Source organism: Limnohabitans sp. DCL3 (assembly GCF_048019295.1).
GTDB lineage: Bacteria > Pseudomonadota > Gammaproteobacteria > Burkholderiales > Burkholderiaceae_C > Limnohabitans_A.
Genome location: NZ_CP171842.1, coordinates 411,263 through 433,253 on the forward strand (window position 1 = coordinate 411,263; position 21,991 = coordinate 433,253).

At 56.9% G+C, this 21,991-nt stretch carries 17 protein-coding genes and 1 tRNA gene; 10 read left to right on the plus strand and 8 right to left on the minus strand.

The genetic code is table 11. From position 1 onward, the window contains the following. Nucleotides 1-3: 3 nt before the first annotated feature. Both ACHEXK_RS01875 and ACHEXK_RS01880 read right to left on the minus strand, forming a co-directional pair. On the minus strand, nt 4-702 hold the full coding sequence (locus ACHEXK_RS01875) for a glutathione S-transferase family protein (RefSeq protein ID WP_416547558.1): 699 nt from the start codon (nt 700-702) through the stop codon (nt 4-6). Between the two features lie 119 nt (nt 703-821). After that, nucleotides 822-1,655 (minus strand): 2-keto-4-pentenoate hydratase, encoded by an 834-nt coding sequence (locus ACHEXK_RS01880; RefSeq protein ID WP_416547559.1) that lies wholly within the window; start codon nt 1,653-1,655, stop codon nt 822-824. Between the two features lie 114 nt (nt 1,656-1,769). Here ACHEXK_RS01880 and ACHEXK_RS01885 point away from each other — a divergent pair. Then, nucleotides 1,770-1,846 (plus strand) — tRNA-Met (locus tag ACHEXK_RS01885). A 62-nt stretch (nt 1,847-1,908) separates the two neighbouring features. On the opposite strand, the gene ACHEXK_RS01890 is transcribed toward ACHEXK_RS01885, so the two are convergent. Beyond that, nucleotides 1,909-2,688 (minus strand): enoyl-CoA hydratase, encoded by a 780-nt coding sequence (locus ACHEXK_RS01890; RefSeq protein ID WP_416547560.1) that lies wholly within the window; start codon nt 2,686-2,688, stop codon nt 1,909-1,911. 142 nt (nt 2,689-2,830) lie between these two features. On the opposite strand from ACHEXK_RS01890, the gene ACHEXK_RS01895 reads away from it, so the two are divergent. Genes ACHEXK_RS01895 through paaK form a run of 3 tightly spaced genes read left to right on the plus strand, consistent with a single transcriptional unit; the run spans nt 2,831 to nt 5,430 of the window. Continuing rightward, on the plus strand, nt 2,831-3,631 hold the full coding sequence (locus tag ACHEXK_RS01895) for an enoyl-CoA hydratase-related protein (RefSeq protein WP_416547561.1): 801 nt from the start codon (nt 2,831-2,833) through the stop codon (nt 3,629-3,631). Beyond that, on the plus strand, nt 3,628-4,068 hold the full coding sequence (paaI, locus tag ACHEXK_RS01900; RefSeq protein ID WP_416547562.1) for a hydroxyphenylacetyl-CoA thioesterase PaaI: 441 nt from the start codon (nt 3,628-3,630) through the stop codon (nt 4,066-4,068). Before ACHEXK_RS01895 ends, paaI begins: the two co-directional genes overlap by 4 nt. A gap of 60 nt (nt 4,069-4,128) precedes the next feature. Continuing rightward, nucleotides 4,129-5,430: a phenylacetate--CoA ligase PaaK gene (gene paaK, locus ACHEXK_RS01905; protein ID WP_416547563.1), complete on the plus strand. Its 1,302-nt coding sequence runs from the start codon at nt 4,129-4,131 to the stop codon at nt 5,428-5,430. 14 nt (nt 5,431-5,444) lie between these two features. On the opposite strand, the gene ACHEXK_RS01910 is transcribed toward paaK, so the two are convergent. From ACHEXK_RS01910 to ACHEXK_RS01925, 4 genes are read right to left on the minus strand one after another with little or no spacing between them, the layout of a single operon-like run. Then, complete coding sequence (locus ACHEXK_RS01910) at nt 5,445-7,205, minus strand: M61 family metallopeptidase (protein WP_416547564.1); 1,761 nt, start codon at nt 7,203-7,205, stop codon at nt 5,445-5,447. A 12-nt stretch (nt 7,206-7,217) separates the two neighbouring features. Next, a complete protein-coding gene (locus ACHEXK_RS01915) occupies nt 7,218-7,676 on the minus strand; it encodes a DUF3429 domain-containing protein (RefSeq protein ID WP_416547565.1) in 459 nt (152 codons plus the stop codon). After that, the gene (locus ACHEXK_RS01920; protein ID WP_416547566.1) at nt 7,673-8,389 is read right to left on the minus strand and encodes a DsbC family protein; all 717 of its coding nucleotides are present in this window, start codon (nt 8,387-8,389) and stop codon (nt 7,673-7,675) included. The genes ACHEXK_RS01915 and ACHEXK_RS01920 overlap by 4 nt, the downstream gene beginning before the upstream one ends. A gap of 37 nt (nt 8,390-8,426) precedes the next feature. Beyond that, nucleotides 8,427-9,605: an FAD-dependent monooxygenase gene (locus ACHEXK_RS01925; RefSeq protein WP_416547567.1), complete on the minus strand. Its 1,179-nt coding sequence runs from the start codon at nt 9,603-9,605 to the stop codon at nt 8,427-8,429. Nucleotides 9,606-9,751: 146 nt separating this feature from the next. Here ACHEXK_RS01925 and ychF point away from each other — a divergent pair, with 146 nt between their 5' ends. Together ychF and ACHEXK_RS01935 are read left to right on the plus strand one after the other, a co-directional pair. Beyond that, a complete protein-coding gene (gene ychF / locus ACHEXK_RS01930) occupies nt 9,752-10,843 on the plus strand; it encodes a redox-regulated ATPase YchF (protein WP_416547568.1) in 1,092 nt (363 codons plus the stop codon). Between the two features lie 151 nt (nt 10,844-10,994). Further along, nucleotides 10,995-11,672: a response regulator transcription factor gene (locus ACHEXK_RS01935; protein WP_416547569.1), complete on the plus strand. Its 678-nt coding sequence runs from the start codon at nt 10,995-10,997 to the stop codon at nt 11,670-11,672. Here ACHEXK_RS01935 and ACHEXK_RS01940 read toward each other — a convergent pair. Next, on the minus strand, nt 11,633-13,651 hold the full coding sequence (locus ACHEXK_RS01940; protein WP_416547570.1) for a 7TM-DISM domain-containing protein: 2,019 nt from the start codon (nt 13,649-13,651) through the stop codon (nt 11,633-11,635). The genes ACHEXK_RS01935 and ACHEXK_RS01940 overlap by 40 nt on opposite strands. 96 nt (nt 13,652-13,747) lie before the next feature. Between ACHEXK_RS01940 and ACHEXK_RS01945 the strand changes: the two genes are divergently transcribed. From ACHEXK_RS01945 to ACHEXK_RS01960, 4 genes are all read left to right on the plus strand, one after another. Beyond that, nucleotides 13,748-14,563: a peptidylprolyl isomerase gene (locus ACHEXK_RS01945; RefSeq protein ID WP_416547571.1), complete on the plus strand. Its 816-nt coding sequence runs from the start codon at nt 13,748-13,750 to the stop codon at nt 14,561-14,563. A gap of 41 nt (nt 14,564-14,604) precedes the next feature. Next, the gene (locus ACHEXK_RS01950) at nt 14,605-18,231 is read left to right on the plus strand and encodes an autotransporter domain-containing protein (RefSeq protein ID WP_416547572.1); all 3,627 of its coding nucleotides are present in this window, start codon (nt 14,605-14,607) and stop codon (nt 18,229-18,231) included. Between the two features lie 174 nt (nt 18,232-18,405). Next, on the plus strand, nt 18,406-20,244 hold the full coding sequence (locus ACHEXK_RS01955) for an autotransporter outer membrane beta-barrel domain-containing protein (protein WP_416547573.1): 1,839 nt from the start codon (nt 18,406-18,408) through the stop codon (nt 20,242-20,244). 38 nt (nt 20,245-20,282) lie between these two features. Beyond that, a complete protein-coding gene (locus ACHEXK_RS01960; RefSeq protein ID WP_416547574.1) occupies nt 20,283-21,983 on the plus strand; it encodes a ShlB/FhaC/HecB family hemolysin secretion/activation protein in 1,701 nt (566 codons plus the stop codon). Nucleotides 21,984-21,991: the final 8 nt, after the last annotated feature.

The following is a 21,991-nucleotide window of genomic DNA, read 5'->3' on the forward strand; positions in this document are numbered from 1 at the left end:
GTCTCAGGCTTTGTTCAGGCGTTCGTTTTGCGGGAACATGAACTTTTTGGCCTGTGCATCCATCTCGGTTTTGAAGGTGTATTTCGCCTTGAAGGCTTCGGCGCGTTGTGCCGCCGGGCGGGCATTGACCAAGTCCAGCAAGCGTTTGATGTGGGGGTATTGCGCCCACGTGGCGTCTCCTGTGCCCAGCACATACGGCAGCATGCGCGCCCAACCCCAAAAGGCCATGTCCACGATGCTGTACTCCTCGCCCAACATGTAGGTGTGGGTCGCCAAGTGCTGCTCGAGCACGCGCCAGTGGCGATGGGCTTCAAAGTCGTAACGGTTCAATGCGTAGTCTTGGGGTGCAGGCGCGGCGTGGCGAAAGTGCACCGATTGGCCTGAAAACGGGCCAATGCCACTGGCGATGAACAGCAGCCAGGACAGGGCAGCACCACGCTCTTTGGCCTGTGCGATGGTGGGCATGAATTGCTGCTCGCGATCGGCCAAGTACAGCAAGATGGCGTTGCTGTCGAAGACCGTGACATCACCGTCTGTGATGGCGGGCACTTTGGCGTTGGGGTTGATGGCCAGAAATTCAGGCGCAAATTGTTCACCTTGGCGAGTGTCGACGGGGACGGCTTCAAAAGGGATGCCCAACTCTTCAAGGAGAAGGGCAATTTTCATGGGATTTGGGGCAGCGTTGAAGAAGAAGGTCAGCATGGTGTTGTTGGGGGGCAAGGTGGATGATCGGCGTTGATGGCACAGGCCTGAATGGCGACAGTGGGTTTCTCGTGGTCTTGGTTGATTTTGACAGCAGGATTTCCGGGCGCAACGTGCGGCTAGGGTTCGTCTGAAAAACGCATGCGCACCGGCCCCAAGACGCCGAAGTCAGCAAGAACTGTGTCGCCATTTTCCAGCGCCAAAGGCACCATGCAGGTGCCCGTGGTGACCACATGCCCTTTTTGCAGTGTGATGCCCAAGTGCGAGAGTTGGTTCGCCAGCCAGGTCAAGGCGATCAGCGGGTCACCCAGCACCCAGGCACCTGAGCCTGCGCGGCGGTAACGAACGCTGTCGCCCTGACCCACTTGTGCATGCACTGCGTGTTGGCTCAAATCCATGTTTTGCCACCCATCGGGCGCGGCCGGCCCCAAGACGAAATGGCGGGCGCAAGCGTTGTCGGCCAATAACTGGGCCTCGCCGGCCTGCGTGAAGGGCGTCAGGCGAGAGTCCGGCACTTCAATGGCCGGGTGCAGTGTGGCCACAGCGGCACAGACTTCTTCCAGGCGCAAGGGGGCGTTCTGGGGCAACAAATCCTGCCCCATGGTGAAGGCAAACTCCGGTTCGGCCACCCGCATCCGGTTTCCTGCGCTTGGCACCGTGGCGCCGCTTGCGAACACTTGGCCGGACAACAAGCGTCCAGCCAAAGGGCCGCTGACCTGGATGTGGGCTTGTCCGTTGAGGCTGGTGGCTGCGATCTTCCAACCGATCACGTGTCGGCCTGAGACGGTCGGCAATTGCGCTTGCGCCTGGTAGCCCTGCATCACGGTCAAAGGCCTGCACGATTCAGGAAAATGGGGGAAGACTTGTCCTGACTGCCATTGCGCCCAAACCATTTCAGCCGCCTGCTGGCTTGAACTGGGGTCGTAAAATTTGGAGTGGGTCGGTGGGGTCATTTGTGAATTGTTGCGCTTTTTAACGGCTGGTGCCGTGAATTTTTGTGTATAATTTTTGGCTTGGCGGCGTATGTCGCTCACTTCAAGCACTTTGTTGCGAAGTGCCCGGTTACCGGTGATATAGCTCAGTTGGTTAGAGCGCAGCATTCATAATGCTGATGTCGGTGGTTCAAATCCACCTATCACCACCAAATCAAAAGCCCACAGTTTTGCGACTGTGGGCTTTTTGATTTCTGGCCCTGGCCAGAACGGCTCAACCGTTCACAAACTTGGGTGCGCGTTTGTTCAAAAACGCATCCATGCCTTCTTTTTGGTCGGCGGTGGCAAACAAGCCGTGGAACAAGCGGCGTTCGAACATCACGCCGTCGCTCAGGCCGCTTTCAAAGGCGCGGTTCACGCTTTCTTTGGCGGCCATTGTGGCCAGTTGGCCATAGCTGCAAATCATCAATGCGGCTCCCAGCACTTCTTCCATGAGTTTGTCCAGGGGCACGACGCGGCTGACCAGACCGCCGCGCTCGGCCTCTGCCGCGTCCATCATGCGGCCGGTCAGGACCAAATCCATGGCCTTGGACTTGCCCATGGCGCGAGGCAGGCGCTGCGTGCCGCCTGCGCCTGGAATGATGCCGATTTTGATTTCGGGTTGGCCAAATTTGGCGTTCTCGGCGGCGATAATGAAGTCGCACATCATGGCCAACTCGCAGCCACCGCCCAGCGCAAAACCGCTCACGGCTGCGATCACGGGTTTGCGGATGCTGCGGATGGTTTCCCAGTTGCGGGTGATGAAGTCATTTTTATAGACCTCGTGAAACGTGAACTTCGCCATGGCCGCAATGTCGGCGCCCGCGGCAAAAGCCTTTTCGCTGCCGGTGATCACGATGCAGCCAATGGCCTCGTCGGCATCGAAGGCCTTGAGCGCCAGACCCAACTCATCCATCAGGGCACCGTTGAGTGCATTCAGGGCTTTGGGGCGGTTCAGGGTGATGATGCCAACCTGGCCGCCTTCGGTGCGGACTTCGATGTTTTCGTAGCTCAAGGGTTTCTCCAGCAGTGGGTCAAATCAAACCATGACTATACCGACGCCAGCGGGTCAGGGTCGGTCGCGCCGATGCCTAGGGAAAACATTAACCAACCGTGCGGTCGGTGAATGATACAGTCACGCATTCAGGAGACCAAAGATGACCGAATCGACCGCAACGGTGTTGTACGAAGAGCGAGGCGCGGTGGCGCTCATCACCCTCAACCGCCCACAAGCGCTGAACAGCTTCACCCGCGCCATGCACCACGATCTGTGGGCTGCGCTCGACCAAGCCGAGGCCCATGCGGCCATTCGCTGCGCTGTGATCACGGGCGCAGGGCGCGGTTTTTGTGCCGGTGCCGATTTGTCGGACTTTGATTTCACCCCGGGCCCGAACCGGGTTGAACGTGCCGATCCCGGCCCCATCATCGATCAGGCTTTCAACCCCAGCACGCGCCGTTTGCAGTCCCTTCGCATGCCGACCATTGCGGCGGTCAATGGCGTGGCAGCAGGTGCTGGTGCGTCCATGGCCATGGCGTGCGACATCGCGATTGCCGCCCCGGGGGCCAGCTTCATTCAGGCATTCAGCAAAATTGGCTTGATCCCCGATGCCGGCGGCAGCTGGTTGCTGGTCGAGCGTCTTGGACTGGCCCGTGCCATGGCCCTGGCCATGACGGGCGACAAGCTGTCGGCCCAGCAAGCCAAAGACTGGGGCATGATTTGGGAGGTGGCTGACGATGCACTCGCTGCCGCTTTGCTGCTGGCCGAGCGCCTGGCGCAGATGCCCACCCAAGCCCTGGTCGCCACCCGTGCCCTGCTCCAGTCGGCCACGACCCGAACACTGTCTGCGCATCTGGATGCCGAGCGCGACACCCAATCGGCGCTGGGTCGTACGCACGACTATTTTGAGGGCGTGCAAGCCTTCCTCGAAAAGCGTCCTGCCCAATTCAAAGGCCAATGATGCACACAGCCGACCCCAAAGCCCTCGCCCGTTTGGTGGGTGAAACCATGTTTGCTGTCGATGTGGCCTCCAAAGACACCATGGGCATGGAACTGCTGGCCTGCGAGCCTGGCCGAGCCTTGATGCGCATGGTGGTCAAGCCCTTGCACCTGAATGGTCACCAAATTTGCCACGGTGGCTTCATCTTCACCTTGGCCGATTCCACCTTTGCATTCGCCTGCAACAGTTACAACAAGAACGCCGTGGCGGCCGGTTGCAGCATTGAATTTTTGAAGCCGGGCAAGCTGGGCGATGTGCTCACTTGTGAAGGCCTGGAGCAGACCCTGAGCGGGCGCCATGGCATTTACGACATGAAAGTCACGAACCAAAGTGGCGAAGTGATCGCGCTGTTCCGTGGCAAAAGCGCGCAGATACCGGGCACCGTGGTGCCGGAGTGAATGAATCATTTGGGGGACAGGTCTTCAGCCCTGTCCTTCGCTTATCAAGTGGAGTTGTGAATGAGCCTGAAAGCTTTCCCCCTGGAGCCCATTGAGAAGGCCAGCATCGACGAGTTGCGCAGCTTGCAACTCAAGCGTTTGCAGCAAACCCTGCAGCACGCGTATGCCAACTCGCCCGTGTACCGGGCCAAGTTCGACGCGGCAGGGGTACACCCGGATGACTGCAAAACCTTGGCCGATATCGCCAAGTTCCCCTTCACCACCAAGTCGGACCTGCGCGACAGCTACCCTTTTGGCATGTTCGCTGTGCCCCGCGAAAATTGTGCCCGCATCCATGCGTCCAGCGGCACCACGGGCAAACCCACCGTGGTGGGCTACACGCTCAAAGACATCGACACCTGGGCCACCGTGGTGGCCCGCAGCATCCGTGCAGGTGGCGCCAAGCCCGGTGACATGGTGCACGTCAGCTACGGCTACGGTCTGTTCACAGGCGGCATGGGCGCGCACTACGGGGCTGAAAAACTCGGTCTCACGGTGGTGCCCTTTGGTGGCGGTCAAACCGAGCGCCAGGTGCAGCTGATCCAGGATTTCAAGTCCAACATCATCATGGTCACGCCCAGCTACATGCTGGCGATTGCCGACGAATTCGAGCGGCAAGGCATTGACCCCAAGACCTCGTCGTTGCGCATAGGCATCTTCGGCGCCGAGCCTTGGACCAACGACATGCGCGCTGCCATCGAAAAACGCATGGCCATCGATGCGGTGGACATTTACGGTTTGTCCGAGGTCATGGGCCCCGGCGTCGCCAGCGAGTGCATCGAGACCAAAGATGGCCCCACCATCTGGGAAGACCATTTCTACCCCGAGATCATCCATCCCGAAACCGGTGAGCCCGTGGCCGACGGCGAAATGGGTGAGCTGGTCTTCACCAGCCTGACCAAAGAGGCGCTGCCCATCATCCGTTACCGCACCCGCGACCTGACGCGCCTGCTGCCGGGCACCGCACGCACCATGCGCCGCATGGAAAAGATCACCGGCCGCAGTGACGACATGATGATCATCCGCGGTGTGAATGTTTTCCCCAGCCAGATCGAAGAGCTCATCTTGAAGCGCGCCGAGTTGGCCCCGCACTACCAATGCGTGTTGACGCGTGAGGGGCCTATGGACGATTTGACGGTCAAGGTCGAGACCAAACCGGGCGTGTCACCCGACAGCATCGAAGCCCGTGCTGCAGCCAAGCAGCTGCAGCACGAGATCAAGGTCTACATCGGCTCCAGCGTGGCGATCGAGCTCCAGGCCGAAGGTGGCGTGGAGCGCAGCCAAGGCAAGGCCAAACGCGTGGTGGATTTGCGCGGCCAGTAAACCCAGAACGCCGATCAGGCTGCGGGCCACTGGCCCGCTGGGATGGGGGCGTGCATCGTCAGTCGCCAGCCGCTGGTCTCTGGGGGTACTTTCAGGGGCAGGCGCAGCAGACGTTTGTCACGGGAGACCAGCGCCACCAGTTGCTGCTCTTGGCCCAGCAGGATGGGCAGCTCGTCGAGTTTGCTCAAACGCCAGCTGCCGCCTTGGGCTTTGTTGCCAACGTCCAGACCCAGCCATTCGTCGCCCGCTGCCAGTCCGGCCGCCTCGGCAGCGCTGCCGCGCAGCACACCTTTGACCTGCACGCTGGCGCCGGTCTCGCTCACCCGCAGTCCCAGCCGCTGGGCCATGGTGTGGGGGTCGGCCTCGATGTGGACGTTTTGCCCGGCGAGCAGTTCCCGCAGTGGCAGCTCGGCTGTGCTGTGGACCCAAGCTTGGATTTCATCTTCCCAAGAGCGACCTGTCAGGGCCTGCAGTTCGTCCAGCAGGTCTTGTTCGCGCATGGGGCCGGCCTTGCAGCGTTTCCACAGGCCACGCATCACGGCATCCAGCGCTTGGCCTTCCTGGCGTAAACGCAAGTCCAGGCACAGTGCCACCAGCGCGCCTTTGGTGTAGTAACTCACCGTCGCGTTGGGGGTGTTTTCATCTTGCCGGTAATACTTGACCCAAGCGTCAAAGCTCGATTGGGCCACGCTTTGCAGCTGTCGGCCCGGTGTCTGCTGAACCTGCGCGATGGTTTTACCCAACAGCTTGAGGTAGCTTGCATCGTCGATCAGCCCGGCTCGGCGCAGCAGCAAATCGTCGTAGTAGCTGGTGAAGCCTTCAAAGAACCACAGCAGTTGCGTGTAATTTTCTTGCCCGTAGCGGTAGCTTGCGAAGGCATCGGGCCTGAGCTGCTTGACGTTCCAAGTGTGGAAGTACTCGTGGCTGATCAGACCCAGCAAGGTGGTGTAACCCTCACCGGTTTGGGGGGCTGTTTGGCGAGGCAGGTCAGCCCGGCTGCAAATCAAAGCGGTGCTGTTGCGGTGCTCCAGCCCACCGTAGCCTTCGTGCACGGCATTGAGCATGAACAGGTAGTTGGCGTGAGGGGCTTTCTTGCCCGCTTGCGCGCCGCGCCCATGCCAAAACCGAATGGCCGCTTCACAGATTTTTTGCGTGTCGTTCAGCAAGCGCTCACCATCAAAAGAGGGCAGGGTGCCTGCCACCACAAAGCGGTGGGCAATGCCACAGGCGGTGAAAGTGCCGCTCCAAAAAGCGCCGAGCTCCACGGGGCAGTCCACCAACTGATCGTAGTCAGCCGCTTGGTATAGACCAAAACCTTGGGGGGTGATCTTGACGGGAGGCAGGCCCGTGGCCGCTTGCCAGTCAGGGCGTGTCTTGATGGGGCGCAATTCCAACAGGTGCGGCCAGTGCTCTTGCCCATGAACGCGCAAGCACAGGCTGGTGCCATTGAAAAAACCACGCTGGCTGTCGAGCCAAGCAGTCCGCACCGAATGATCGAAGGCGTACACCTGGTAGCTCAAGACCAAAGGCAAGCCGAGCTGACAGTCCATGGTCCAAGTGCACTTGTCGCGTTGAGTCAACACGAGGGTGCGGCGGCCTTGTTGGGCCCGCAGGTTTTGCAAATTTTTGGAAAATTCGCGCACCAAGTAGCTGCCCGGAATCCAGACCGGCAATGACACGGTTTGCGCAGCCGCCGGCTCAGCCACGGTCAGGGTGACCGTGAACAGGTGGGCATGCAGGTCACTGGCTTCGATGCGGTAGTGGACAGAGGTCATGGGCGTGTTCGTTCAGGTTGCACCGGCCGCCAAAAAACAGCTCAGGCTGGCCACGATGGTGAGTTGCAATCGCATCGGCAGCCAAGGGGCCAGACCTGCTGAGGGCCAGGTGCGGCGGTCCATCGCATAGCAGCCTATCAGCACAAAACCCAAGAGCGGCAAGCCCGCGAAGGCCGGCATCATCACGCCCACCCAAGCCAGCAAAGAAGGCGCCACACCCCAGGTGAAATGGATGCGAGGTGCGTTGGGCGTGATCAGGGCATTGCGAAAACCCACGCCCCACTGGATACCGCCCAAAAACGACACGATGACCGCGCCGTAGCCTTGCATCGACAGGGCGACATAGGGGTGCAATTCCGGGCCCACCAGCCACAGGCACAGCGCAAAAAAGACAAAGGGGATCAGCCCGGCGTAGCCCAGGCGACGGATCAGGTGCCAAGTGGGGTCTTCGGTGACGGGAGGGGTCATCATTTGATGTCTGCCAGCATTTTTTCAACTTGCGCCATGGGCACAGCGCCGGGCACCCGGGTGCCATCGGCGAACAAAATCATGGGTGTGCCGGTGATGCGCATTTTTTGACCAAAAGCCACGATGGTGTCTACGGGCGAGGCATCGCAGTTGGCTGCGGCCGGGGTGGTGCCATGGATCATCCAGTCGTTCCAGGCCTTGGCCTTGTCTTTGGCGCACCAAATGTTTTTGGATTTGGTTTTGGAGTCTTCGCCCAATATCGGGTACAGAAAGTGGTAAATGGTCACGTTATCCAGCTTTTGCAGGTCTTTTTCAAAGCGCTTGCAGTAACCGCAGTTGGGGTCGGCAAAGACAGCCAATTTGCGTTTGCCATTGCCGCGCACCTGGGTGAAGGCCGTTTTCAAGGGCAGTTGGTCGAAGGGAATCGACGACAGCTTTTCCATGCGCTCTTCGGTCAGGTTGCGCTTTTGCTTCACATCGATCAGCGAGCCTTGGATCAGGAAATTGCCTTCGACGTCGCTGTACATCACATCGTTGCCCATGCGGATTTCAAACAAACCGTTCATGGGCGTCTTGCTCACCTCGTCGATTTTGGGCAAGTTGGGCAGGCGTTCGGTCAGGTTTTTGCGAATGGACGCTTCTTGGGCCATCACGCTGCCCAAAGACAAAGCCGTGGTGGCGAGGAACAGGGCCAGTTTGGAGAGGGCCAACTTCATGGTGGGGGCTTTCGGGTTCAAAAGAGAAAAAAACGGATCAGCCATGGGCTTGGCCCGACTGGGGTGGGGTGCTCGGGCCCATGGCCTGCTGCGTCATCCAGTGTTTCAAAGGGCCGCTGCGGTCAAAGCCGCGCAGGCCCAGGTTGCGCAGGGATTGCCAGACGGGGCCGGGCTGGGCAAACAGGCGCTGCAACCCATCGGTCACCCAAGCCATGGCCAGCACATCGGCTTGGCGCGCGCGCTCGTAGCGGCGCAACAGTTTGGGGTCATGCAGGGGACGCCAAAATTCTTTGGCGTGGATCACCCGCACCAACTCGGCGACATCGGCCAGTCCCACGTTCAGGCCTTGACCGGCCAGCGGGTGCAGGGCGTGGGCCGCATCGCCCGCCAGGGCAAAGGCTTGTCGGTTCTGTCCTGGCATGGATCCGATCCAGCGTTCGGCCCGGGCCAATTGCAGGGGCCACAGCGCGCGCTCGGCCGACAGCTGCATGTCGCCCAGGGCATGGCCACAGGCTTGGCCCAACGCGCCGGCAAAGTCTTCGGCATTCAGGGCCATGAGTTCTTGCGCCCGCAGCGGATGCACCGACCAGACCAGCGCCACTTCGCGCCCACCTTCACCGCCCAAAGGCAGCAAAGCCAGCACTTCGGCCTGCGGTTGCGAAAGACCCGGTGCGCAGCTCCAGCCAAACCACTGACGGGCCACGCCTTCGTGGGGACGTGCGCACACCAAGCGCGTCGCCACAGCGTGTTGGTCGTAATGCGTGGTGTCAAATTTCACACCCAGCTCAGCCCGGGTTTGGCTGGCGCGGCCTTCGCACACCACCGTCAGGGGGGCGGCGACAGGCGCTTGCACCACTTGAATTTGGGGCTGAAACTGCACGGCTTGCGCCAGCAGCGTTTGCAGCACCGGCACGTCCACCATGCAATTGAGCTCGCCCACGCCTGATTCGTGCGCCGCAAAGTGCAGTTGCCCGCCGCGATCGCCCCAAATTTGCATCTGATGCACAGGGGTGACGGCGGGGCTGTCGGGCCAGCAACGGAGGTCTTGCAACAGCGCTTTGGCTGCCCCATTCAGGGAATAAGCGCGCACATCGGCACCCGCCATGACCGGGGAATCGACCAAGGCCACACGCAGGCGTTCCCGGGCCAACAAAAGGGCCAAAGTCCGGCCCACAATGCCAGCGCCGCGGATGCAAATATCAGGGTGAAAAGCCATGCCCGCATTGTAGGTGCCCCCCGAATGGCCAGACGAGCGCACGCCCATGACCATTCGGCACAGCCCCTACTTGGGGAGCGGCTCTGACGGACTCAGACCACCCGTTAAAATCCGGCGCTGTCACCCGAATCACCGAAAGTTCCCTCATGAGCCTCAAATGCGGCATCGTGGGCTTGCCCAACGTGGGCAAATCCACCCTTTTCAACGCCCTGACCAAAGCCGGCATCGCCGCTGAGAATTACCCCTTTTGCACCATCGAGCCCAACACGGGTGTTGTGGAAGTGCCCGACCCGCGCCTGCAGCAGTTGGCCGAGATCATCACCCCCGAGCGCATCGTGCCCGCCATCGTCGAGTTTGTGGACATTGCAGGCTTGGTGGCCGGCGCCAGCACGGGTGAGGGCTTGGGCAACAAGTTTTTGGCCCACATCCGCGAGACCGACGCCATCGTCAACGTGGTGCGCTGCTTTGAAGACGACAACGTCATCCACGTGGCCAACAAAGTGGACCCGATTGCCGACATCGAGGTCATTCAAACCGAGTTGTGTTTGGCCGACTTGGCGGCGGTTGAAAAAGCCATCCACCGCGTCAGCAAAATCGCCCGATCTGGCGACAAGGACGCTGCCAAGCAATTGGCGATCTTGGAAAAGTGCCAAACGGCTTTGAACGACACCCAGCCGGTGCGCACCATCGATTTCAGCAAGGAAGAGCGCGCTGAGCTCAAGCAGTTCTTTTTCATCACGGCCAAGCCCGCCATGTTCGTGGCCAACGTGGCCGAAGACGGTTTCGAGAACAACCCCTTCCTTGATCGCCTCAAGGCTTTTGCGGCCAAGCAAAATGCGCCTGTGGTGGCCATTTGCGCCAAGATCGAAGCCGAGTTGTCCGAGATGGAAGACGCCGATCGCCTGGAGTTTTTGAAAGAGCTGGGCCAAGACGAACCCGGCTTGAACCGCCTGATCCGCTCGGCTTACAGCTTGCTGGGCCTGCAAACCTACTTCACCGCGGGTGTGAAAGAAGTGCGCTCCTGGACCATCCATGTCGGCGACACCGGTCCGCAAGCGGCGGGCGTGATCCACACCGACTTTGAAAAAGGCTACATCCGCGCCCAGACCATCGCCTTTGACGACTTCATCACATTCAAGGGCGAGCAAGGCGCCAAGGACGCTGGCAAGATGCGCGCCGAAGGCAAGGACTACGTGGTCAAGGACGGTGACGTGATGAACTTTTTGTTCAGTTCTTGATGGGGTATTTGACCCCGCGATTCGTCACGCTCGATGGTGGTGAAGTGTGTGCCGTTGGCAGAGCCGTCATGCTCCAAACATCAGGCTTCAATGACCGCATGGTGAACCGGGATGACTTCTTGACAGACCGAATTGTGGAGGCTTGGTGAACATGGCCAATGTGATCTTATTGGACGACGAGGAAGACATTCGGGAAGAGTTTGCAGCGTATTTGCAAGGCTTGGGGCATGCGGTTCAAACCGTGGGGACCATCAAGCAATTCTCGTCTTTGTTTTTGACGCACAAACCCGACATCGCGGTGGTGGACCGCAGCTTGCCGGACGGCGATGGCCTTGACTTGGTCAGAGAGCTGCGCGACCAAGGCGTGCGCTGCGGGGTGATCATGTTCACGGCCAAAGACGCCACGCAAGACCGCATCGATGGGTTCAATTCTGGGGCTGATCATTACCTGACCAAGCCCGTCAGGCTGCAGGAGTTGGGTGCTGTGGTGGAGTCGCTGAGCTGGCGGCTCAAGGCCACGGCCAGTTGGCGTCTGATTTTGTCCACTTGGGAGCTTCGCGCGCCGGGTGGGGTCGTGATCCGATTGACCGCGCAGGAAAGTGCTTTCTTGCAGGTCTTGGTGGAGCAGGTGGGGCAAACCGTCAGCCGCAAAAAAGTCGTTCAGTCACTGGGAAAGAATTTTGCAGATTACGACCCTCGTAATCTGGATGTCTTGGTGTTGCGCCTGCGCAAAAAAGTGGCCAGTGTCACCTCAGCGGTCTTTCCTGTCAAAACCGTGCACGGTGCCGGTTATGTGATCGAAAAAGACTGTGTCATTGCCGATTCCTGAGGCGGTTGTTGCACTGGAATTTCGATGACGAACTCCATACCGCAGGGCTGCAACTTCTGGGCATGAACCCGCCCGTGATGCTGTTGGGCGATGAATTGCACCAAGTGAAGACCCAAACCTGAGCCAACGGATGTGTAGGCGCCTTGCCCGCGGTAATACGCATCAAATATGTAGGGCATGTCACGATCATCCACGCCCAGGCCCTGATCGGTCACAGCAATTTGGACCTTGTTTTCGGCGCGTCTCAAGGCCAATGCGATGCTCGACTTAACAGGCACATGTTTGCGTGCATTTTCAAGCAAGTTGGAAATGGCCACGCGAAGCAGGTCCGGATCGCAGCGCAGGCTCACTTCAATGGGGGTGCTGAACTGGATGTCCAGCCCGTGGGCGTCTTTCATATCTTGCACCAAGGCCTCACACAGCGCGACCAAATTGATGTCGGACATGCGGATGGCGCTGTCCCCGTTGAGCAATCGCTCATTGTTCAAATAAGTGTCAAAAAGCTTCTGCAATTTTTCCGTGTGCCGAATGATCTTGCTGGCCCGATTTTTGGCATGGACCGACAAAGACGCATCGATCATCAGGTTGTCAGCACTCGCTGAAATCACAGTCAGAGGCGTTCGAACTTCGTGCGAGACCATGCCCAAAAATTCATATTGCCGCTCGCGTTGCCGCTCCTGGGCATCGGCGCGGGCACGCTCCTGCTCTGATTTCCGGCGCAGCGCGTTGTAGCTTGAAAAAATGCCCGTGCTCATCACCATCATGTGCATGAATGCACCCACCTGGTAGACACTCTCATTCCACCAACTCGGTTCAATCAGGCCGATGTTGCGCAGGTAACGCCACATCACCCCAATGTAGAAAAGGCTGAACGCCAACAGCAGCAGTTGCCCCTTTTTTTCCCCTTTGTATGCCAAGTAGCCAGACACGGCAATATTGATGAAAATCACAAAAATACTGGTTACTTGAATGGCCAAGACCCCTTGGCTGTAGTAGCCCATCAGCACCAAACCAATGCACAGCAAAGACACCGTGGTGCAGCTTCTCAGAAAGACCCGCACCGTTCGGGGCCATATGCGGTGAGCGCCCAAATAGTAGGCCGTGAAGACGGGGGCAATCCAGAGTGAAAAACAGACAAAAATACCCAGCGCCAGGGTGTGTATGTGGGTGTTGATTTGCAGACCCAGCATGTCGTTCCAGCGACCGGTCAAGAACGCGGCCCCCAAATTGGTGCTGACATACAGGACATAAAAAAGGTGGATTTTTTCACGCGTCCAAATCCAGAAAGCGCTGTAAAAAAACACCACCAACACGTAGGAGCCAAAGACCAAACCCCAAATGAACGTTTCCAGGTTGCTGTTCTCAAACAAGGCCATGGGCGACCACAGTTTGAGGTTCGTCACCATCGAGGTGCGGCTGGTCAGGCGCAAATAAAAGACCTCTGGCACCCCGGCCTTCAGGTCAACCTGGAACACGGGGCGGCGGTAATCGGTCTCGCGTTGCGGATTCAAGCCGCTGAGCGTGCCATGGCGCTCTTGCATGTCCCCCTGTGGGCTGCGGTGGTAGAGCCTGACATCTTCCAAGATGGGTTGGCCCACTTCCAGCATCCACTGGGATGACTCGGCACTGGTTAAATCAATTCGCACCCACACCACAGAGGGGGTGAACCCCAGACTCAGTGGCCCCTGGAGCTGTTTGAAGCGATTTGCATGGTCAGGACTTGAGACATCGGCAATCGTCAAAGTACCCGTGTCATCCACCCACAAAGAAGCATGCGGCTCCAGATTGACGCTGGTCACCTGGTGTTGTGGTGGCAAAGGCGCAGCGCCAGCCACGGGGTGCATGCACACAAGCAGGGCGATCATCCAGCCCAGCGCCTGAGCCAGGTCGCGACAACGGCGCCATGATTGGCGGACAAACGTCCACCCCAAGTTTTGCGCCCCATCAGACAAGCGCCCCTTGACGTCAAAAAATGTCATAAATTGTCAGATTTGTTGATTCATACAGCTTTAAAGTGTAAAAATCTGTTTTTTAACGCATCAAACGTGAATTCTAGTATCAAAGTCCCAAAAACAATGGGAGCTGGTGTCCGCTCGGGCATTGCCAGCCTGCCCGACTGGATGGGTGCGTCGCTTCTGTGGGTCTTGGCTGGCTTGATGTGGACTTCTGGCGCATGGGCGGCGGATGGACTGGTCGTCAATGGCCAGGCCATTCCTGCCATCAAACTGGATGCCTTGGTGGCTGCGCGTTTGTCGGCAGGGCAAAAAGACGATGCGCAAACGCGCGCTCTGGCGCGCGAAGAGTTGGTCCGACACGAAACCTTGCTGCAGGCGGCCCTCCAATCGGGCGTGGACAGTCCGCTGCTGCAAGCGCAAGGCCAATACGCTGCCGAAACCCTCAAAGTACGCAGTTACCTGCAGCAATGGCTCAAGCAAAACCCCGTTGGGCAAGAGGCCATTGCCAAAGAATATGAAGCCCTCAAAGGCCGCATGGGCCAGCAAGAGGTGCAGATGCGCCAAATTTTGTTGAGCAGCGAGGACGATGCCCGTAAATTGCTGACCCAACTCAATTCGGGTGGCAAGTTTGAAGACTTGGCACAGCTCGCCAGCAAAGACGCCAGCACCAAAGCCAGCGGAGGCTTGCTGCCCTGGGTGCCTGAAGGCACGCTGGTGCCCGCCATTGCCCAAGAGGTGAGCAAGCTGACCCCAGGTCAGGTCACCGCGGCACCGGTGCGCACGCCCAATGGCTTTCATGTGATCCGCCTGGAAGGGCGTCGCCCTTTCACCCTGCCCCCCATGGCGCAGTTGCAAAACCAAATTCAGCAGAACCTGGAAAACCAGGCTGTCGATGCCCACATCAAACGCCTGCGCGATCAAGCGCAAGTGAAGTGATTGATTAACTCAAATACCTATTTTTCAAAAAGGACTTCAAAATGGAAAAACAATTTTCGTATCGGATCACCAAAATTGCTGGTCGGGCTGTGGCTGTGGCTATGATAGGTTTGGTTGCTGTATTTTCTTTGACGGTAAATGCTGATCCCGTTTATCTTGGTTCACAATATGGATTCACTACAACTAATGAGTCATCAACGCGAGTCTTTGCTGATGGTACTGGTTGGAATGATTCCTGGATAGTTAATCAGGATCATTTCAATACGCAATCCGCATATAGTTTAGTGGAAAACCCCGTGGTTGCTAATTCGCAAGTTTCTTTGGGTATGGTGGGTACAGCAGGATCATATGGTGTTAATCAAAGCAGAAGCGGCGATATTTTTTATGGAAACTCTGTAGTTTATTCCTATGGGAATAACAGTAATGCGGGTGCAATTCTTATTGGAAATGTTGGTGTAACTATTGGCGGTACATTTAATCATGCTTGTGGTGACAACTCGTCAGCATGGGTTTCTTGTGGATTTGGCTGGGCAGATGCAAAACGCGAAAGTGTTTACGTATCTAATAAATTTGCTCAAATCGTTGATTCAAGTACTGATAGTTATTATTTTGGTGCAGGTAGTTCGGTTGATAATGTCACGCGTGGTTCTAAATCATATGCATATTTCACGGATTCTTGGCTGGATGGAAATAATTATGCGTATGCTAGTTTGGGTTTTGAGTCGGGCGGCGCTTCGCAGGCTGTAGGCGGTTATGCTATAAATATAGATGGTAATGCATATTTCTCTGGAAATAACTCTATTAATGGTGAAGTGCGAAGCGTAGCAAATTATATTAATGGTTCGAATGTTGCTTTCAATGGCAACGTTTATTCGGGAATTTTATTTGAGGCTGCAGGCTCATCAATCTTGAATGGCGGTGCCGATTTGACTGGCTCTGTCAATTTTCAAGGGCATAACGCCACTTTAACGTTGTCCAACGGCAGCAACATCACCGGCAGTGTTGTGAATTCTGCGACCGACAATGGCACTTTGAACTTCGAAGGCAGCAGCTATGTCACTGGCGCAGTCAACGCGATCAATGCTGTGAATGTGAAGGGCGCAGGTTCCTTGGTTCAGTTGAACACGGCTTCTGGCGATACGACGGTCAACACATTGACCATCTCTGCCGACAAAGCCGTGGTCGAAGTGGGCGGCAAGTTGACGGGTAACGTCAATATGGGGGGTCACTTCAGCAAACTGGAGTTGAACAACGTTTCCTCCTCGTCTGCTTCAGGCATGGCAGGTACCTTGGATTTCGGCAAAACCACTGGTGGTGTTGACGGCAAAGGTACATTGGAAGTTGGCAATGATGTCAACGTGACTTTTGGCGCTGGTGGAATTCAGTTAACCAATGCGTCAAATTCGACATTGTTGTTTGCGGGTAACTCGAATGTGTCGGGCGCTGTGGGTTCTTCTGTTGCTGCAGTAACACCCAACAGAATCTATGCAGGTTCTGGCACTGTCAACTTTAGCGACCTTGTCACAGTCGGATCGGGTGCTTTGAACGTTGGCCCAAGTAACGCAACCGTCTTGTTGAGTCAAGGCTTGGTGGGTAATTTGGTTTTTGGCTCCACCAATGCAGCCGGGCTGCTGGATTTGAACAACAATCTGTATTCAACTTATGGTGATTCGGGTGTCGCGGGCACTTGGGGCAATGGTGGTACTGTCAAAGTTGCTGACGGTAAAAATATCACAGGTAGCATTACCAGCTATTCGACAACGACAGGTGGTACGTTGAATTTCTTGGGTAGCAGCAACTACGGCACACAAGCTATTGGAACCGTAAGTAATCCATTGACCAAGGTTGTCTTCAACGGTGCAACGTCGGGTGCAGTCACGAACGTTATTTCGGGCAATGTTTTCGCGGGCCTGGTGGAGATCGGCAATGGTTCTACTGCAGATGGCAGCAAAACCACTGCGACTTTGACCTCTGGCACTGCACAAACCCCCGCAGTTTTGGGTAATGCGCTGGTTTTGGCCAATGCCCGTACGACCTTGAACACAGATGCCACTTTTGGTACAGCCGGTGCAGCGCCGTCCAACTTGGTTTTTGTTAAAAATGTCGACGGTACCCTCACAGGCGCACCGACACAGACAAACGTGGGTGCGAACGGTATCACCACCAATGGCGCTACGTTGAACTTCTCTGTTGATGCCGGTCAAGTGTCTGCACGCAATGGTGCCGTGGTGCCTTCTAATTCCAGCAAATTGACCACCACGGGTGCTCTAACTTTGACGGGTGGTGCCAAGATCAATGTGGCGCTGATGGGCAGCGTTGCAAACGCACAGGCGGCCAATACACCTATCGCCACCTTGATTTCCGGGGCAGGTGTTATTGCAACCGGTGCTGTCACTCTGAGCCACAACAGTTTTGTATTGGGTGGCCTCACTCCTGCTTTGACTCTGCGTCAAAACAACGGCAATCAAGACCTCGAGTTGATGGTGAACCGAACCGCGTCGATCTATCAGACACGCTCTGAAACAGTCGGTCATTTCTCGAACGATGCCGCTGACCGTCTGGGTGCGTTGGCAGCTGCGGGCGCTGGCTACACCAGCGACATGCAAACCGTGTTCAACAAGCTGGACATTGACCAGTGGGGTTTTGGTAACACCAAGGAGAATTTGGCCACTCAGGTCAAGCGTTTGGCACCGATTGCCAACGCTTCTGGCGCACAAGCGGCTTTGGCTTCCACCTCGTCGGTCTTGACCGCTGTGGGTGAACGTCTGTCGGTTTTGCGTGGCGATGTGGCCATGGCGGGTCTGAATGGCAATGGCCGTCAGATGGGCACAGACAACACGGGCTGGGTGAAAGTGCTCGGCTCCAGCGGCAAGGCCAAAGCGATTGGTGACTACGATGGCTACAAAGTGACCACTTCCGGCTTGGTGGCGGGTGCCGATGCCAAAGTGGGCAACGGTGTGGTGGGTGGCTCCTTCAGCTATGTGGCCTCCAACCTTTCACAGCAAGACTTCCGCTTGGGTGACTCGGCCAAGCTCAATTCGGGCACTTTCGCTGTGTACGGTACTCAGGAATACGGCGACGTGTTTGTGGACGGCGCGTTGGCTTTCAGCCAGCACAGCCTCGACAGCAGCCGCGCCACAGCGATTGCCCGCATCGCCAAGGCCGACATGGACTTGAACCAAACGACCGTGAAGTTGTCTGCCGGTTACCGCATTGGTATTGACGACAGCAAGGTCAATGTGTTGACGCCCATGCTCTCGGTGGAAGCCGCCAGCTTGAAGCAAAAAGCCTACAGCGAAACAGGTGCTGACGCCCTGTCCTTGAATGTGGACAGCAAAAACATGTCGAGCACGCGTGCCAGCTTGGGTCTGCGGTTCAACACCGCCATTGAGGGTGCAAGCACCACGTTCTACCCTGAGTTCTTGGTGGCTGTGAACCGCAACAATGGCATGCGCAATACCGATGTGGTGGCCAACTATGCGGGCGACACCACGGCCACAGCCTTCACCACGACGGGTGTGGTCTTGCCCAAGTCCTCGTACACCGTGGGCGCCGGCCTGCGTTTCGCAACGTCCAAGACGTCTGAAGTGCAAATCGGTTACCGCTATGAAGGTGGCAATGGTCTGACAGGCAGTTCTGCCCAAGTGCGGGGTGCTTGGTCCTTCTAAGCCGAAGTACCTGCTCAAGAACCAGCCGGACACTTGTTCGGCAGGTTCCACAACAAACTGGAGTCCCTCGGGACTCCTTTTTCGTTTGAATTTGTCATTTTTAACAATTGACAAACACTTAAACTGTAAAGAAGTGTTGTCGACAATTATGTCTATAGATTTCAGGAGAAGTGAATGAACCGCCCCCAACCGATTGGTTTCCCATTGAGTCTTTGCGCAATGGCCATCGTCACCTTGTTCGCAACATCTGGGGCATCTGCCGCAGATGTGGTTTTTTCAGGCAACGTCAGCACCAACGAGACTGTCGCAGACGGTCTCACAGGGCGGCTTCAAGGGCCTACGGGGCCGGTCTTCAGCGGCAACTTGACGTTGGAAAACTCTAGCGTTGTTTTGCAGATCAACTCCAACACGTCACGCGTCAACGGAATTTTCAAGGCAGAAGGGGCCGGTTTGGGTTTCCAAATTGTTCCAGAGACACTGCGCTCTGCAAACACGGGCGTATCCACGTCAGCGTCTTCTGCCTTGCAGGTGGGAACATTGAATTTGAATGCAGGTGAAAAGTATGGACTCCAACTCGGTGGAAGCTTGAAAAACGGTTCAACTTTTTCCTTGATTCGGGCCAACGCTTTGGTGACGGAAACTTCGGCCCTTTTCGGTATTCAACCCACAGCATTTGGTGGGCCAGAGTCAGGAGCCAGCGCTTTAAACACTGAACAACTTCCCTCAGGCAACAAGGTCAGTGACAACAGCTACGTCATTGATTCAAAGGTGGAGTTGATCGACAACAGGTCCTCATCAGATTCCAGCCAATACTGGTTGGTCAAATACACGGCTAACCGTGCCCAAGATGCTTACATCGCCAAGGCGGTTGACTACGTGGGAGGACATTTTTCAAACAGTGCCGCCTTAAAGCTCAGCAGCATTGCCTATCAAGGCCGCCAACGTGGCGATATGGTCACTGTCATTGACCGCTTGGATATCAATGACTACGGTTTTGGTAACACGGCTGCCAATTTGGCGGTGCAAAGCAAGCGCCTGGCGCCCATTGCCAACAACGCTTATGTGCTGTCAGCTCTGTCTGCCAGTGACACCATGAAGTCCACAACCGACGATCGCCTCAACACCTTGCGTGGTGGCGTCGTCGGCTCAGCCAAAGAGGCCAAGAAGAGTTTGTGGCTGCAAGGCTTCTCGCAGCTGGGCAAGCAGTCGGGCTTCACCCACGAGTCAGCGCTCAATTCTTATGACGGCTTCGAGGCCAAACTGATGGGTCTGACAATGGGCTTTGATGCCCCTGTGGCCACGGGCTGGCTCGGCGGTGCCTTGAGCATGGGCAGCGGCACCATCTCGCAAAACGATTTCCGTTCCTCAGATTCCGCCAACAGCAACAACTACCAATTCAACTTCTATGGCACTCAAGAATTTGGCGCAGCTTACGCCGAGATGAGCATGGCTTGGGGGCAATCGGATGTGAAAGGGACACGTGCCACAGCGGTCGGACGCACCGCACAAGATGCCGTGAAGCTGAGCAGTTCTGATGTCCGTGTGGGTGCCGGCTACCGCATCAAATTTAAGGACGGTAAGTCTGTCCTGACGCCTTTCGCCAGCCTGCAGTCCGCTCGCGTGCACCAGCCACTGCGCACTGAAACTGGCGCAGGCGACTTGAGTTTGCGCATCGAAGAAAAAAACTATGACCGCACCCGCGGCCAACTGGGCATGCGCTACAGCACCGAAAGCCGGTTACTCGGTCGTCCTACTTTCCTGAGCTTGCAAGGTTCGGTGTCGCGCGATAGCGGCTTGAACAACATGGATGTGCAAGCCAGCTACACCGGAGAAACTGCTGATTTGCAGTTTGTGACCAAAGCGGCACCCGTCGACAGAACTGCCTTGCATTTCGGTGCTTCGACATCGATGGCCATGAGCAAGTCATCGAGCTTGCAACTCAAATTCGATCTGGAGCATCGCCGTACCTTCAACAGCCAAGGTGTGCAGGTCAAGGGTCTGTGGCTTTTCTGAACCCGATCCATCCATAGCAAAACATTCAGGACATACAAATGAAATTTCAAATGAAGCCATTGGCGATGTTGTTGGCCGTCATGGGCGTGGTCACTGCATCAGGTGCGGCATGGGCGCAGGCGTCGGATGCTGCGCGCGAGTTGTTGTTGCGCCAAGAGCAAGAACGCTTGCGGTTTGAGCAAGAGCGCGCCAACCGCGAACGTGCACCCAGCGGGGTTGACCTCAACAGCATCAAGCCGGCGCAAACACCAGTCGCCCAAGGTGGTATTTGCCACAACATCAAAACGATCAACTATGTCGGTGCGAATGTGCTCGACGCTGAAGATCGCGCGGTCTTGTCAGCGCCCTTTGCCAACAAGTGCATGCAGGCGGCCGATATTCAAAACCTGATGGGCGAGGTGACCAAGCAATACATTGATCGTGGCTTCACGACCACGCGTGCTTACTTGCCCGCCCAGGACTTGAGTCTGGGCGTGTTGCAAATTTTGGTTCAAGAGGGGCGCATTGAACGCTTCGTTGTGGAGGGTGATGCTGGCAAGCGCTTGAATTTGCGTTGGGCCGTGCCCGCTGTCGCAGGTGATTTGCTCAATATCCGGCAATTGGAACAGGCTGTGGATCAGCTCAACAGTGTGCCTGGCAACAAAGTGACGATGGACATTGCGCCTGGCTCACAGCCCGGCAAAAGTGTGGTGGTGTTCCGCAACACAGCGAGCACGCCTGTGAATTTGCAGATCTCCGCCGACAACCAGGGCAGCGAGCCCACGGGGGTCAATGGCACATCGGCGACTTTGGCGGTGGGGGGCTTGCTGGGTTTGAATGAAACCTTGACCGTCACGGCACGTCAGTCGTCACCCCATACCGCCGACGCTTCGTCGGACAGCAGCTCGGTTGCATTGAACTTGCCCGATGGCTTTGCCACTTATGGCGTGTCGCTGGCCAAGTCCAACTTTTCGACTGGGTTTACAACCAACATTGGCAACCACATGGTAACCTATGGTGACTCGACCACATACGCTTTGACCGCCGAACGGGTTCTGGCCCGTGATCAAGACAGCCGCTACTCGGTGGTGACCGCTTTGAGCCAAGTTGAAGGGGGTACACGCACCGTCAATGACGCCGGTGATGTCATCCAAAAAACAGGCCGCACGGCCAAGACCATGGGCGTCGGCCTCAAAACCAGCACGACGCTCGGCGGTGGCAGCTTCTACATCAAGCCCGAGGTGGTTTTTGGTTTGGCCCCCATTCCCAACACCATCAGCGATGGTCCTCAGGGTGAATTCACCAAACTGAGCATGGATGTGAACTACGACCGGCGTTTTGACGCGGTGGGTCAAAAGTTGGGTTGGACCAGCAACTTCAAAGGCCAATACAGCCGAGACAAACTGCTGAGCTCGCAGCAGATCTTGGTGGGCAGCACTTCCTCTGTTCGTGGCTTTGTGAACAACGCCATGAGTGGTGACATCGGTTACTACTGGCGCAATGAATTGGCTTGGCACACAGAGACCAGCGTGGCCAATGTGGCGATCAAAAATAAATTGTTCCTGGGTTTTGACATGGGGCGCATCAGCAACCATGACGTGACCATGCCACGTGGCTCTATGACTGGCTATGCCATCGGCTTGGTGTCACAGATAGACAAACTGTCAGTGGACATTTCCCGTACAAAAGCCCGCTCTTTGCCTTCTTCCATGACCATTGAGGCCCCACAAACTTGGGTCCGTGTTTCGTATTCTCTGTGAGATTTGTA

What these genes read in the sequence shown, in the direction of transcription:
- ACHEXK_RS01875 (WP_416547558.1), bottom strand. Translation starts at nt 702, where the DNA reads ATGCTGACCTTCTTCTTCAACGCTGCCCCAAATCCCATGAAAATTGCC.
- ACHEXK_RS01880 (WP_416547559.1), bottom strand. Translation starts at nt 1,655, where the DNA reads ATGACCCCACCGACCCACTCCAAATTTTACGACCCCAGTTCAAGCCAG.
- ACHEXK_RS01940 (WP_416547570.1), bottom strand. Translation starts at nt 13,651, where the DNA reads ATGACATTTTTTGACGTCAAGGGGCGCTTGTCTGATGGGGCGCAAAAC.
- ACHEXK_RS01910 (WP_416547564.1), bottom strand. Translation starts at nt 7,205, where the DNA reads ATGACCTCTGTCCACTACCGCATCGAAGCCAGTGACCTGCATGCCCAC.
- ACHEXK_RS01945 (WP_416547571.1), top strand. Translation starts at nt 13,748, where the DNA reads ATGGGAGCTGGTGTCCGCTCGGGCATTGCCAGCCTGCCCGACTGGATG.
- paaI (WP_416547562.1), top strand. Translation starts at nt 3,628, where the DNA reads ATGATGCACACAGCCGACCCCAAAGCCCTCGCCCGTTTGGTGGGTGAA.
- ACHEXK_RS01925 (WP_416547567.1), bottom strand. Translation starts at nt 9,605, where the DNA reads ATGGCTTTTCACCCTGATATTTGCATCCGCGGCGCTGGCATTGTGGGC.
- ACHEXK_RS01950 (WP_416547572.1), top strand. Translation starts at nt 14,605, where the DNA reads ATGGAAAAACAATTTTCGTATCGGATCACCAAAATTGCTGGTCGGGCT.
- ACHEXK_RS01960 (WP_416547574.1), top strand. Translation starts at nt 20,283, where the DNA reads ATGAAATTTCAAATGAAGCCATTGGCGATGTTGTTGGCCGTCATGGGC.
- ACHEXK_RS01920 (WP_416547566.1), bottom strand. Translation starts at nt 8,389, where the DNA reads ATGAAGTTGGCCCTCTCCAAACTGGCCCTGTTCCTCGCCACCACGGCT.
- ACHEXK_RS01955 (WP_416547573.1), top strand. Translation starts at nt 18,406, where the DNA reads ATGAACCGCCCCCAACCGATTGGTTTCCCATTGAGTCTTTGCGCAATG.
- ACHEXK_RS01935 (WP_416547569.1), top strand. Translation starts at nt 10,995, where the DNA reads ATGGCCAATGTGATCTTATTGGACGACGAGGAAGACATTCGGGAAGAG.
- ACHEXK_RS01895 (WP_416547561.1), top strand. Translation starts at nt 2,831, where the DNA reads ATGACCGAATCGACCGCAACGGTGTTGTACGAAGAGCGAGGCGCGGTG.
- ychF (WP_416547568.1), top strand. Translation starts at nt 9,752, where the DNA reads ATGAGCCTCAAATGCGGCATCGTGGGCTTGCCCAACGTGGGCAAATCC.
- ACHEXK_RS01915 (WP_416547565.1), bottom strand. Translation starts at nt 7,676, where the DNA reads ATGATGACCCCTCCCGTCACCGAAGACCCCACTTGGCACCTGATCCGT.
- paaK (WP_416547563.1), top strand. Translation starts at nt 4,129, where the DNA reads ATGAGCCTGAAAGCTTTCCCCCTGGAGCCCATTGAGAAGGCCAGCATC.